The organism is Dyella telluris (assembly GCF_014297575.1).
Lineage (GTDB): Bacteria > Pseudomonadota > Gammaproteobacteria > Xanthomonadales > Rhodanobacteraceae > Dyella > Dyella telluris.
This window is the reverse complement of the sequence record NZ_CP060412.1, coordinates 318,769-331,786: the sequence shown is the minus strand read 5'-3', so window position 1 is coordinate 331,786 and position 13,018 is coordinate 318,769. Positions and strand designations below refer to the sequence as shown.

At 66.1% G+C, this 13,018-nt stretch carries 11 protein-coding genes; 5 read left to right on the top strand and 6 right to left on the bottom strand.

Annotated features, from left to right (window positions below; all coding sequences use genetic code 11):
- Positions 1-3: 3 nt before the first annotated feature.
- Positions 4-732, bottom strand: coding sequence for a transporter (locus H8F01_RS01650; RefSeq protein WP_238481108.1), 729 nt, complete (start codon positions 730-732; stop codon positions 4-6).
- 121 nt (positions 733-853) lie between these two features.
- Here H8F01_RS01650 and gltX point away from each other — a divergent pair, with 121 nt between their 5' ends.
- Positions 854-2,254 carry a glutamate--tRNA ligase gene (gltX, locus tag H8F01_RS01645; RefSeq protein WP_187057364.1) on the top strand — a complete coding sequence of 467 codons (1,401 nt, stop codon included), beginning with the start codon at positions 854-856 and terminating at the stop codon, positions 2,252-2,254.
- A gap of 141 nt (positions 2,255-2,395) precedes the next feature.
- Here the strand turns inward: gltX and H8F01_RS01640 are convergent, their stop codons facing one another.
- The 5 genes from H8F01_RS01640 to H8F01_RS01620 all read right to left on the bottom strand — a co-directional run bounded on the left by H8F01_RS01640 (position 2,396) and on the right by H8F01_RS01620 (position 10,455).
- Positions 2,396-3,853 carry an efflux transporter outer membrane subunit gene (locus tag H8F01_RS01640; protein WP_222615748.1) on the bottom strand — a complete coding sequence of 486 codons (1,458 nt, stop codon included), beginning with the start codon at positions 3,851-3,853 and terminating at the stop codon, positions 2,396-2,398.
- A gap of 8 nt (positions 3,854-3,861) precedes the next feature.
- Positions 3,862-7,053, bottom strand: a complete 3,192-nt coding sequence (locus tag H8F01_RS01635) for an efflux RND transporter permease subunit (RefSeq protein ID WP_187057362.1) — start codon at positions 7,051-7,053, stop codon at positions 3,862-3,864.
- Positions 7,054-7,080: 27 nt separating this feature from the next.
- Positions 7,081-8,259 carry an efflux RND transporter periplasmic adaptor subunit gene (locus H8F01_RS01630; RefSeq protein ID WP_187057361.1) on the bottom strand — a complete coding sequence of 393 codons (1,179 nt, stop codon included), beginning with the start codon at positions 8,257-8,259 and terminating at the stop codon, positions 7,081-7,083.
- Positions 8,260-8,387: 128 nt separating this feature from the next.
- The gene (locus H8F01_RS01625; protein WP_187057360.1) at positions 8,388-9,767 is read right to left on the bottom strand and encodes a sensor histidine kinase; all 1,380 of its coding nucleotides are present in this window, start codon (positions 9,765-9,767) and stop codon (positions 8,388-8,390) included.
- On the bottom strand, positions 9,754-10,455 hold the full coding sequence (locus H8F01_RS01620; protein WP_187057359.1) for a response regulator transcription factor: 702 nt from the start codon (positions 10,453-10,455) through the stop codon (positions 9,754-9,756). Before H8F01_RS01620 ends, H8F01_RS01625 begins: the two co-directional genes overlap by 14 nt.
- A gap of 90 nt (positions 10,456-10,545) precedes the next feature.
- On the opposite strand from H8F01_RS01620, the gene H8F01_RS01615 reads away from it, so the two are divergent.
- The 4 genes from H8F01_RS01615 to H8F01_RS01600 all read left to right on the top strand — a co-directional run bounded on the left by H8F01_RS01615 (position 10,546) and on the right by H8F01_RS01600 (position 13,004).
- Positions 10,546-10,830 (top strand): hypothetical protein, encoded by a 285-nt coding sequence (locus H8F01_RS01615; RefSeq protein ID WP_187057358.1) that lies wholly within the window; start codon positions 10,546-10,548, stop codon positions 10,828-10,830.
- A gap of 48 nt (positions 10,831-10,878) precedes the next feature.
- Positions 10,879-11,397, top strand: coding sequence for a transcriptional repressor (locus H8F01_RS01610; protein WP_187057357.1), 519 nt, complete (start codon positions 10,879-10,881; stop codon positions 11,395-11,397).
- A 120-nt stretch (positions 11,398-11,517) separates the two neighbouring features.
- Complete coding sequence (locus H8F01_RS01605) at positions 11,518-11,943, top strand: MerC domain-containing protein (RefSeq protein WP_187057356.1); 426 nt, start codon at positions 11,518-11,520, stop codon at positions 11,941-11,943.
- Between the two features lie 62 nt (positions 11,944-12,005).
- Positions 12,006-13,004 carry a cation diffusion facilitator family transporter gene (locus H8F01_RS01600; RefSeq protein ID WP_187057355.1) on the top strand — a complete coding sequence of 333 codons (999 nt, stop codon included), beginning with the start codon at positions 12,006-12,008 and terminating at the stop codon, positions 13,002-13,004.
- Positions 13,005-13,018 lie beyond the last annotated feature (14 nt).

Here is a 13,018-nt window from a genome sequence, read left to right as displayed (position 1 = left end):
GCCTTAGCGGCCGAGGAACACCGACACGCCCATGCTGGCCATCCACAGCTGGGCGTGTCCCGCGATGCGGGCGCGCACGCCCCCATCGATCTGCACGCGGCGGTTGAGCTGCCAGGCAACGCCGGTGCCGGCTTCGGTGCCGCTGCGCTCGCCGCGTTCGTGCACCTGCGCCAGTTCCACATAACCCACCAGCACGTGGCTCAGCACGTGGCTTTCGTTCACGGCGAGGGTGCTCTGGCCGTCGTGGCCACTGTGGGTTTGCTCCAGATAAGCGCCGACACCGTCATTGTCCGTGACCTGCCAGTTAAGGTCCGCGCCGAGGAGGTATTGCCGGTGCTCGTTGCGCACCGCCTGATCACCGTCGGTGAACTCCACGCTGCCCAGCAGTCCCCAGGTGAACTTCGCAACCGCCTTGCAGGGGGCATACTTGAGGCCAAGGATGGTGTCCCCGCGACCGTGTGCCCAGCTGTCGTCGCCGGCGCCGGTGGTTTGCACGGCATTGAATGGCGAGGTGCCCAGCTGCGCTTCGAACGGGCCTCCGAGACCCAGCCGGATCAGGCTGTCGGTGGTGTATTGGGACTGGATCTGGCCGGCGCCCAAATGGTCGCGCGTCCAGGTGGGTAGCCCCTGCTCGATGGTCACGTCGCCACGGCTGAGCGCCACCGGAGTGAAGCCGAGGCCGGGGCGGTCGTAGCCTGGGTTGTCGTCTGCGTGGGCCGCGCTGGCGGCCAATCCGCACGCGCATGCCAGCGCCAACCGCGCCGCAATCGGCGATATCGGCAGTCTTGATCGGTTCTTGCCCCAGTATCGGCTAAAATTCCGCACTTCCTTCTTGTCCCCGTCCTGGCAGCCCATGACCGTCCGCACTCGTTTTGCCCCCAGTCCCACCGGCTTCCTGCATATCGGCGGTGCCCGCACGGCGCTGTATTGCTGGCTGGAGGCACGCCGCCGCGGCGGTGAATTCGTGTTGCGCATCGAGGATACCGACCGCGAGCGCTCCACCGAAGAGGCCGTGCAGGCCATCCTGGACGGCATGAGCTGGCTGGGCCTGCGCCACGATGAGGGCCCGGTTTACCAGACCGCACGCCTGGAGCGCTACAAGCAGGTCGCCGACGAGTTGCTCAAGGCCGGCCTCGCTTACTACGCCTACGAATCCAAGGAAGAGATCGAGGCCATGCGCGAGGCCGCGTACGCCAAGGGCGAAAAGCCGCGCTACAACGGCTATTACCGCGACCGCAACGAGCCGTACCGTGACGATCCGAACCGCGTCATGCGTTTCAAGAACCCGTTGGAAGGCTCGGTGGTGTTCGAAGACAAGGTGAAAGGCCGCATCGAGTGGGCCAATGCCGAACTCGACGACCTGGTGATCTTCCGCTCCGACGGCTGGCCGACCTATAACTTCGCCGTCGTGGTCGACGACATCGACATGGGCATCACCGAGGTGATCCGTGGCGATGACCATGTGAACAACACGCCGCGCCAGATCAACATCTACAAGGCGCTCGGCAAGCCGGTGCCGGAGTTCGCGCACCTGCCCATGATCCTTGGCCCGGACGGCCAGAAGCTGAGCAAGCGCCATGGCGCGGTGAGCGTGATGCAGTACCGTGACGACGGCTTCCTGCCGCACGCGCTGCTGAACTACCTGGTGCGGCTGGGCTGGTCCCATGGCGACCAGGAAATCTTCTCCGCAGAGGAGATGATCCGCCTGTTCGACGTGGCCGACGTCAACAAGGCCGCGTCGCGCTTCGACGTCACCAAGCTGTCGTGGCTCAACCAGCACTACCTGAAGACGGAAGAGCCGTCATCCATCGCGCCGGAATTCGAGTGGCACCTCAGCCAGGCCGGCATCGATTTCAGCAAGGGCCCGAACCCGGCCGACGTCATCGTCGCGCTGCGCGATCGCGTGCAGACGCTGAAGGAAATGGCCGAGCGCGCGAAGATCTGGTACGGCCCGATCACCGAGTGGGACGAGAAGGCGGTAGCCAAGCATCTGCAGAACGACAGCGCCGTTGCCGTGCTGGAAGCGGCAAAGGCCCTGCTTGTCGACGTTGAGTGGAAGCCGGAGCCGATCCACGGCGTGATCGAACAGGTGGCAGCGAAGCTGGAACTGGGCATGGGCAAGATTGCCCAGCCGCTGCGCGTGGCGATGACGGGCACGCAGGTGTCGCCGTCGATTGACCACACCATTTACCTGGCGGGGCGCGAGGTGGCGTTGAAGCGGGTGGATGACGCGATCGCGAAGGCGAAGGGCTAAGTTCTTTCGCCGGTTGGATTCGAAGGCCGGGAGTGGCGGTAGTCACTTCCGGCCTTTTCTTTTACCGGGTTCCTGCGGTGGTGCGGAAACGTTGCGCATTCCTGCTGGACTTGCCCTCACCAGCACAGCGCGACACCCGCCTCAGTTCGGCAGGGACGAACCCTGCCACCCACCCCCCAGCGCCTGAATCAGTGCCGCCGTATCACTCAATCGCGCCGCCTGCGCCTGCACCCGCGAGACACGCGCCTGTTGATACGCCTGCTGCGCATTGATCAGCGCCAGCGCGTTGACATAGCCAAGCTGCTGCTGCTTCTGCGTGAGGGAAAGCGTGCGTTGCGCAGCCTTCTCGGCATCGTCCGCAGCGGCCAGCGCGCGTGCATCGCTGTCGATCGCATACAGCGTGTCGGCCACGTTCTGGAAGGCGCCAAGCACCACACTGCGATATTGGGCAGCCGATTGCTGCAGGGTGGCTTCCGCGGCGCGTTGCTTGTGCTTGAGTGCGCCAAAGTCGAACACAGTCTGGCTGACGCTGCCGGCAAGGCTCCAGAACACATTGTCATCAGTGAACATGCGCGTGAATGACGTCGAGCTGCCGCCGTAGCCTCCCGAAAGGGTGAACTGAGGCAGGCGGTTGGCCAGCGCCACACCAACCTGAGCGCTGGCGTCGTGCACGTTTTCTTCGGCCGCCCGCACATCGGGGCGTTGCGTGACCAGTTGCGAGGGCAGCGTCTGCGGCAGCGTCACCGGCAGGGTCAGGTGTTCCAGGTCGAACTCGGGAGCCCCGGCCTGATCCGGCGTATCGCCGCAGAGTACGGCAAGCAGATCGCGGTTCTGCTCCAGCTGTTTTTCCAGTGCGGGCAACGCTTGACGGGCCTGCGCGAGGGCACTTTCCTGCGCGGCCACGTCCAGGGCCGAGGCGTAACCCAGCCTCGCCTGGTCATGCAGGATGGCGAGAGCCCGGGTCTGTGCGTCGATCACGGCCGTGGTCGCGTCGATCTGCGCACGCAACGAGGCTTCCTGTATCGCAGCATTGACCACGTTGGCCGCCAGGCTCAGGCGTGCGGCTTCCAGCTGGTAGTGCTGGTTGTCTGCCTGTGCCTGCTGCGACTCCACCGTGCGCCGGTTGAGGCCGAACACGTCCGGCGCGTAGCTGATGCTGAGTTGCGCTGTATGCAGCGTGTAGTAGGTGGCGTTTGAGGTCAGCGTGGGCGAAAGCGTGCCTACCGCATCGCGCTGGCGAGAGGGCGAATAGCCGAGCTGGGCGGACGGGAAGAAGGTTGCCCGCTGTGCGGCCACGTTCTCCTGCGCCGCGCGCAGGGCGGCGGTGGCGGCGGCGATGTCCGGGTTGCGGGACAGTGCGCGCTCGACGCGATGGTTCAGTGCGTCGGAGCCGAATACCTGCCACCAGGTCTGCGCGATGGTTTCGCTGGACGACCACTGCTGGGAGGCACCGCTCGCGCTGTGGGTGGTGTCTGCCAGGGGCTGGCGGGTGAACTGTGCGGGCGCCGGGGTGGTCGGACGCTGGTAGTCGGGGCCGACCGCGCAGCCGGCGCACACGGTGATGCTCGCGGCAAGTACGCTCCAGCGTGGCAGCTTCATGGCACGGGTCATGGCGTCTCTCCCGCGTGGCTGCGGCGCTTGCGACGGTTTTGCGACCACTCCACCACCAGCACCTGCAATGCGGGAGCCACGATCAGCAGCATGACCGGGCCGATCAACATGCCGCCCACCACCACGGTGGCCAGCGGGCGTTGCACCTGGCTGCCGATACCGGTGGACAAGGCCGCAGGCAGCAGGCCGATGCAGGCCGAGAGCGCGGTCATCAGCATCGGGCGCATGCGTTGCTCGGCGGCCTCGGCCATGGCCTCCACGGGCGAGCGCCCTTCGAAGATCAGGTGATTGAAGTACGTGATGACCAGAATGCCGTTCATCACCGATACGCCGAACAGCGATACGAAACCGATGGCCGCGGAAATGCTGAAGTCCAGCCCGGACAGATACAGGGCGACGATGCCGCCGCCGATGGAGAAGGGAATCGCCGCCAGGGTGAGCAGGCTGTCGCGCAGTGAGTTGAACAGGGCGAACAGCAGCGCCAGGATCAGCCCCACCGCGATGGGCAGAACCACCGCCAGGCGTTGCTTGGCCTGCTGCAGGTCGTTGAATTCACCGGCCCATGAAAGGTGATAGCCCGGCGGCAGCGTGACGTGTTCGGCGATGCGTCGCTGCGCCTCGGCCACGGTGCCACCCAGGTCGCGTCCGCGCACGCTGAACTTCACCGGCACGAATCGCTCGTTGCGTTCGTGGTAGATGTACGACGCGCCGGTGTCGAGACTGATCTTGGCGACCTCGCGCAGCGGGACGTAACCCGTGCCGCCGTTGGGCAGGGTGTAGCCCACCTGGATGTTGCCGATGTCCTCTATGCTGCGGCGATACTGCGGCGCCAGGCGAACCACCAGGTCGAACTGGCGCTCGCCCTCCAGTACGGTGGTTGCCGAAGTGCCGCCTGCGGCCGCCTGCACCACGGTGTTGATGTCGCCGGTGTTGAGGCCATAGCGCGCCGCCCTGGCGCGGTCGACGGTGATGTTGAGGTTGGGCTGGCCAAGCACATGGAAAACGCCCAGGTCCTGTACGCCGGGCACCTGCCGCATCTGCTGCATGACCTCGTCGGCGAGGCGTTCGAGTTCGGGCAGCTCGGGGCCGACGATCTTCACCGAGTTGGCGCCCTTCACGCCGGAAAGGCCTTCCTCGATGTTGTCCTGGATGTACTGCGAGAAATTGAATTCCACGCCGGGCAGCGTGTTTTCGAACTCCTGCTGCAACTCGGCCACCAGCTTTTCCTTCGTATGCCCGGCCGGCCACTCGTCCTGCGGTTTCAGCGGAACGAACAGCTCCACGTTGTAGAAGCCGGAGGCGTCACTGCCATCGTCGGGGCGGCCATGCTGCGACACCACGGTGACCACTTCCGGGTGCCGGAGCAGGATGTGACGCAGCGCGCTCACCTTGTCTTCGCCCGCCTCCAGCGAGATGGTGGGCGGCATGGAGGCACGGATCCACAGGTTGCCTTCCTCCAGCGCGGGAAGGAACTCCGTACCCACGCGCGTCAGCAACACGGCGGCGACGAGCAGGAAGCCGATGCCCAGACCGACCGTGGTGCGGCGCCGTTCCAGCGCCCAGCGCAACACCGGCGTATATACACGGCGAATCGCGCGCACGAACAGCGTCTCGGTTTCCTTGACATTCCTGGGCAGCAGCAGGGAGGCCAGTACGGGCGAGACGGTGAAAGTGGCGATCAGCGCACCGGTCAGTGCATAGGCGTAGGTGCGCGCCATCGGGTTGAAGATCTGGCCTTCCACGCCCTGCATGGTGAACAGCGGGATGAACGCCGCCACCGTGATGGCCGAGGAGAACAGCACGGCGCGGTCCACCTGCATGGCGCTGATGAAGAGCAACCGGATGCGGTCCGTCCAGCCGTGGGCGGCGCCACCGCGCATATAGGTGCCCAGGTCGCTCTGCGCGGCATCGTGCAGCATCTCGCGCTGTTGTTCGTGGGTCTTCTGGAAGTTGCGGAAGATGTTCTCGATCAGGATCACCGCCGAGTCGACGATGATGCCGAAGTCCACTGCGCCCAGCGAAAGCAGGTTGGCCGAGTCGCCCAGCAGCACCAGGATGATGATGCTGAAAAACAGGGCCACCGGGATATTGGCGCTCACGATGATGGCGCTGCGCAGGTCGCCCAGGAAGATCCACTGGATCAGGAATACCAGCAGGCAACCGAAGATCAGGTTGTGCAGCACCGTGTGGGTGGTTACCGCGACCAGCGTCGAGCGATCGTAGAAGGGCACCAGCTTCACGCCGGGCGGCAAGGTGCCGTCGCTGTTGAGCCGGGCCACTTCGTCCTTGACGCGTGCCACCACTTCATTGGTCTGCAGCGTGCGGTTCATCACGACGATGCCGGTGACCACATCATCCTGGGTGTCGCGCCCGGCGCGGCCCAGTCGCGGCACCGCGCCCACGTCGATCTTTGCCACGTCCTTCACCAGCACCGGCGTGCCGTTGGACTGGTTGAGCACGATGTTGCCGATGTCGTCGACATCCTTGATCAGGCCGACGCCACGGATGTTCACCGACTGCTGGCCGATGTTGATGGTGCGCCCGCCGACGTTGCTGTTGGCGTTGCCGATGGCGCTGACCAGCTGGGGCAGGGTGATGCCGTAGCCCTGCAGCTTGCGCAGGTCCGCTTCGACGTCGTACTCCTTGGTGGTGCCGCCCCAGGTCACGACCTGGGCAATACCCGGCACCGACAGCAGGCGCCGCGTGACTACCCAGTCCTGCAGGGTGCGCAGTTCGGTAAGGCTGGTCGATCGCGGCCCGACCAGCTGGTAGCGGAAGATCTCGCCCACCAGGCTGGAGGCCTGGATCTGCGGCTGCACGTTGTTGGGCAGGCTGACGTTCTGCTGCAGCGCCAGCGCGGCCTGTGTGTAATCGAAGTAGTAGTCGGTGCCGTACTTGAAGGTGACGCGCACGAACGACAGGCCGTAGAACGAAGTGGAGCGGATGCTCTCCACGCCCGGCGTGGTCGCCAGGCCCACTTCCATGGGGCGCGTGTAGCTACGTTCCATTTCCTCGGCGGAAAGGCCGGGCGCCTGCGCCGTGATCTCCAGGATCACCGGCGCGGGATTGGGATATGCCTCGATATTGAGCTTGGCGTACGCCACCAGCCCGGCAATGGCGAACGCCGCCAGCGACATCAGCACGATGGCGCGGCGGGTCAGCGCGAAGGCGACAAGACCACGGAACACGTTCGGTCCTTATGCGGTGAGGTGGGCTTACTGCGACTGCAGCGCCAGCGCGTTGCTGAGGAACAGCGCGCCTTCGGTGGCAATGCGCTGGCTGGCGGGAAGGCCAGACAGCACTGGGTAATAGCCGTCCTGCAGCGGCCCGAGCTGCACGGGGTGCCGGGTAAAGCGCAGGCCGTCGGTGGTGGTGAACACCACCATCGCGCCGGTGCCTTCACGTACCACGGCGTCGACGGGTACCGCGTCGTGGCGCACGGGCGCCGCGGTATCGATGCGATAGGTGGCCAGCATCTGTGCGCGCAGGCCGGCCGGCGGTGCATGCAGCACGGAGCGCAGGGTCACGCGATGTGTTGCAGGGTCGGAACTGTTGCCGACGTAGTCGACCGTGGCCGCGAGGGCTCGCTGCGGCCATGCGGAGAGTGTGGCGGCCAGATGGTCGCCTACGTGGACCTGCGCCGCCTCGTCTTCGCTGACGTTGGCCACCAGCCACAGGCTGTCGCCATCGGAAACGGTGAATGGTGCAGGGCTGTTGCCCGGCTGCACCAGGTCGCCGACCGCGATGTTGCGTGTGCTCACCTGACCGTCGATGGGGCTGTCGATCCGCAGCTCACCATCGACGCGCCGCGTGGCGGCGATGCGCTCAATGTCTGCGTCGTTCTTGCCGAAGATATGCAGGGCGCGACGTGCGGCTTGATAGTTGCCCTCGGCCGTCTGCTGATCCGATATCGCCTGCTCCAGGTCGCGCGGCGCGTTGGCCTGCACCTGCGCCATGCCCCGGGCGCGCTCCAGTGCGGCGCCCGTCTGCACGCGCGCGGCGGCGGCGCTGACCAGGGTCGCTTCGGCCTGCGCGAGGTCCGGGCTGTCCACCGAAAACAGCGGCTGGTCGCGCTTGACCGTGTCGCCGGCCTTGGCAAAGACCTCCCGCACGCGTCCGGCGTAGGGCGAATTGACCTGGGCGAGCCGATCCTGGTTGAAATCCACGTAGCCCACGGCGTCGATGCCGGGCGTGAAGTCGCGCGTGGCTACGGGCGCGACCCGTACCTGGCGGGCCTGCTGCGCATTGATGGTGACGTCCTGCACATCGGGCGGGGGCGCGGCGCGTGTGGCAGCGTTGTCCGCCGAGGTGCTCGCCGGATGCAGACCTACGGCCAGCAGGATGGCCGCCAACAGGCAGGCGGCGGCGACCAGTCGTCCTTGATGCTTCTTCATGAAACCTGTGGCGTGTCGCGCGGGGGCAGGGGGCGGCGGCGGGGTGCCGCACGCGACTTCCCGGTGCACCGACGACGGGCGGGCCGGAAAGTCCGGTCACCCTAGGACAGGCCTGCCTGCGGGGACAGTTACGATTTGGAAAGGTTTGCCGGCGGCAGGTCGATGGCCACGCGCAGCCCCGGCGTGGTGTTCTCCAGGGTCAATCGGCCGCCATGCAGGGCGACCACCGCGGCCACGATGCTCAGGCCCAGGCCATTGCCACGCTGGTGGCGGCTGGCATCCACGCGGAAGAAGCGTTCCGTCGCCCGCGCCAGCGCCTCGTCGGGAATGCCAGGGCCATCGTCCTGGACGCTGATGCGAACCCATTCGCCGGCAAGCGCGGCCTTCATGTCGACGTGCGCGCCTTCACCGGCGTACTTGAAGGCGTTGTCGAGCAGGTTGGCGAGCACGTTGGCCAGCAGGTGCCTGTCGGCCAGCACGGCGGGTTCGCCGTCCACGGCGAAGCGCAGGTGGATCGAGCGCATTTCGGCAGCGGGCTGGTACAGCTCCACGATATCCGCGAGCAGGCCGCGCAGCGGCACCGCCTCAAAGCTGCCGCGTCGCACGCCCGATTCCGCTTCGGCGATCTGCAGCATCTTGTCGAGCACGGTGATCAGGCCGTCGATTTCGTCGATGGCGTACTGCGCATCATGGGGAAGCCGGGTTTGGCGATGCGGCGAGCGCAATGCCTGCTCGAGCGTGGCCCGCACGCGTCCCAGCGGCGTACGCAGGTCATGGGCGATGGCATTGGAGACCTGGCGGGTGTTGTCCATCAGGCGCTCGATCTGGTCGAGCATGTCGTTCACGTCGCGGGCCACGATGGCGAATTCGTCGCGCGGGCGTCCCACGGCAATGCGACGATCCAGCCGGCCGGCAGACACCGCCGTGGTGGTGCGGTGGATCGCCTTGAGTTGCCGTTGCAGCTGGGAGCGGAACAGCAGGGCGCCACCGCCCGCCAGCAGCAGCGCGAACAGGCCGCCGATGGCGAACGCCACCTCGATGAGGCGCTCAAGCGTGCGCACGTCCTGCATGTCGCGGCCCACCAGCAACGTGCTGCCATCGGCAAAGCGATGGGTGAGCAGGCGACTGGATGAATGTCGGTCGAGGCGGTCGACTTCCAGCTGGTGCAGGCCGTCGGTGGCGACCGCTGTGGCAGGCCAGGCGGTCAGGTTGCCGATCAGCTTGCGGCCGTGCGGATCGAGCAGCAGGTAGATCTCGGTGTCCGTGTCCTGGTTGTCGGTGAGCAGGTCGTGGATGTCCTTTGCCAGCGCGCCGATGCCGTGCTGGTGTTCTTCCTGCACCAGCTGGCGCGAGCGGCTGCGCAGTTGTTCGTCGATATTGCTGCGCAGGATGCCGGCAGTGCCGACATAAAACACGGCAGCGATCAGCGTCACCGACAACAGCAGGAGGACGCCGTAGCCGGCGGCCATGCGGAAGACGACCGAATGGCGGAAGTCACTCAGCGACATGTGTGCCGTCGTCGTTGTCGCCGATGGTGAAACCCACGCCGCGCACGGTGCGGATCAACGGGGCGGCGCCGCCCTCGTCGAGCTTGGTGCGCAGCCGGCTCATCTGCACGTCGATCACGTTGGTTTCCGGGTCGAAGTGGAAACCCCAGACGGCGGCGAGCAGCATCTTCCGCGTGACGACTTCGCCCTGATGGCGCACCAGGTATTCAAGCAACTGGTACTCGCGTGGCTGCAGCGCCACGGGGCGGCCGTTGCGAAAGACGCGGCGCGTGCGCGGCTCCAGCGACAGGTCGCCTACGCTGAACACCTCTGGTTCCGGGCGCTGGCTGGCCCGTCGCGCCAGTGCCTCGACGCGGGCCAGCATCTCGTCCAGCGCGAAAGGCTTGGTGAGGTAGTCGTCCCCGCCGCTGCGCAGGCCGCGGATGCGTTCGTCCAGGCTGCTGAGCGCACTGAGTACCAGCACGGGTGTGTGGTCGTCACGCAGTCGCATGGTGGCCAGAATGTCCAGGCCATCCATGCCGCCTGGCAGCATGCGGTCCAGCACGACCAGGTCCCAGCGTTCGTTGTTGGCGTGCGCGAGCCCGCTGCTGCCGTCATGACAGGCGATCACCTCGTGGCCCGCCCCGGTCAAGCCTTCGCGGATCAGGTCCGAGGTGGCAATGTCGTCTTCGATAAGCAGGCAGCGCATGGCTCCGGTCCGTCATGGCGAGGGGCGACGTAGGCAGGCGCGCGCCGACGCTTCATCATCCCTCTATCGTAATCAGTCGACGGAGTCGGCGTGGAGCACTGGCTGAACAAGGCGATGCAGGGCGTGGACCCGGACAGCCCGGATGCCTTCCTGCACATCTTCATGAACCTCATGGCCATGGTGCCGTGGGTGGCGCTGCTGTGGTGGAACGTGGCGTTTGTCGCCGTGGGCGCGCTGCTGGGCTGGTGGCGCGGGCGCACGGTGGAGGGCATCGTCTGGGCCGCCGTGCTAGGGCCCATCGGCTGGGTGGTGGTCGTCGTCCGGCCGCGTCCCAGGGGGCGGCCCGTGCCGCCGCCGTTGCCGCGCGGACGCTGAGCAGGCGCTTGCGCCTACGCACCGCAGGCCTCATGTAAGTGACGGTGTATGATGGCGCCCAAGGAGAATCCGTTGAGCCATACCGCCGACAAATCGCATTCGCATGACCACCCGCACCATCATCATCACGATGATGCGCAGAGCTTCGTGCGCGCGGTGGAACATGCCAGCGAAGAGCGCGGTCTGCGCCTGACTCCGCTGCGCAAGGAAGTACTGGAACTGGTGGCCGTTGCCGGCAAGCCGGTGAAGGCATATGACCTGCTGGACCAGTTGCGCGAGCGCCATGGCAACGCGGCGCCGCCCACCGTCTATCGCGCGCTGGATTTCCTGCTCGAGCACGGCTTCATCCACAAGCTCGAATCCATCAATGCCTTCGTGTCCTGCCATCACCCGGCGGAGGCGCATCAGGTGCCATTCCTGATCTGCGACAACTGCTCCAGCGCACAGGAAGTGTGCGACGAGCGCGTGGCGGAGCTGATCGAGGCGCAGGCCAAGACCTTCGGGTTCCGCCCGCAGGCGCAGACGCTGGAAGTGCACGGCCTCTGCAAGAACTGCCGCAAGAGCTGATACCGCCGTTGGCCTGAATGGCCCGGACGGACGGGTTTGCGTTCGCGACGTTATAATGTAACATGCGCTCAGTGGGTCACTCCAAGGCCCGAACCGTGCACCGCTCCGGCCCCCGATCCGATGGATGCTCCTCAACAGAACAAGAACCGCTGGTGGTCGCTGGCCGACCGGATAGGCGCAGCCGCGTCGTTCCTGTGTGCCATCCACTGCGCCGCCTTGCCGTTCGTGCTCGCGCTGTTGCCTCTGCTCGGGCTCGGTTTCCTGGCCGATCACGCGTTCGAGCGCGGCTTCGTGATGTTCGCCTGCGCGCTGGCGCTGATCAGCCTGGTCAGTGGCTATCGCCATCATCATCGTCCGCTGGCATTGATCCTGGCCTTGCCCGGCCTTGCACTGCTGATCATCGGCGTGACCTTCGCCGAGAAATATTCCGTTGGCCTGCACAGCGTGATGGTCACCTGCGGTGGCCTGCTGGTGGCCGCAGGGCATTTCGTCAACCTGCGCACGCATCGCGCGCTGCACGTACACGGGCCCCAGTGCGCTCACTGAGCGCCGTGGCTCAGTTCGTCGTGATTGTGTAACGGGCCCCGCGGTTTCTAGCATTTGCACCCATGAGTTCTACCCACGTGCATAACCACGATCATCACGGCCATGACCATGCCCACGGTCATGCGCACGACCATGCGCATGACCATGCTCATGGTCAGGACCATTCGCACGGCAGCGTGACCGGCAAGGAAAAGAAGCTGATCCTGGCCTTCGTGCTCACCACGCTGATGATGGTGGTGGAGATGGTCGGCGGCTTCTGGTCCGGTTCGCTGGCGCTGGTGGCCGATGGCGGTCACATGCTGATCGATGCCCTGGCCCTGCTGCTCGCGGTGGCGGGGGCGTGGTTTGCGCGTCGCCCGGCCGATGCGCGCCGCAGTTACGGTTACGGTCGCCTGGAAGTGCTGGCTGGTTTCGTCAACGCACTGACCCAGTTCGTGCTGGTGGCGTTCATTGCCTACGAAGCGGTTGCCCGCCTGTTCGAACCCACGCACATCCTGTCCGGGATGATGCTGGTGGTGGCGCTCATCGGCCTGGTGGTGAACGTACTGGTGCTGAGTACGCTGCACGGCCACGCCCATGACGACGTGAACCTGGCCGGTGCCACCCTCCACGTGATCGGCGACCTGCTCGGTTCGGTGGCCGCCGTGGCTGCGGCCCTGCTGGTGCGCTGGATGAGCTGGAACTGGGCGGATCCGGTGCTTTCGCTGCTGGTGTCGCTGCTGATCCTCAATAGTGCATGGCGCCTGCTGCGCCGGTCCGCGCACATCCTGCTGGAAGGCGTGCCCGAGGGCATGAATACCGTCGAGGTGGAAGAAGCTTTGCGCGGTGCGGATGCGTCCATCCGCAATGTGCACCACCTGCACGTGTGGCAGCTGGCCTCGGGCTCGCGCATGGCGACGTTGCACGCGGAGCTGCACGAGGGTGCCAGCAGCGCCTCCGCCATCCGGGCGATCAACCAGATGCTGTCCGAGCGTTTCAGCATCCAGCACGTCACCGTGCAGGTCGACGACGAGCATTGCCCGGATCAGGCAGGCGGCTGCGCGGGCCCCGGTTGCCGCTGACAGCAGCGCTGAAC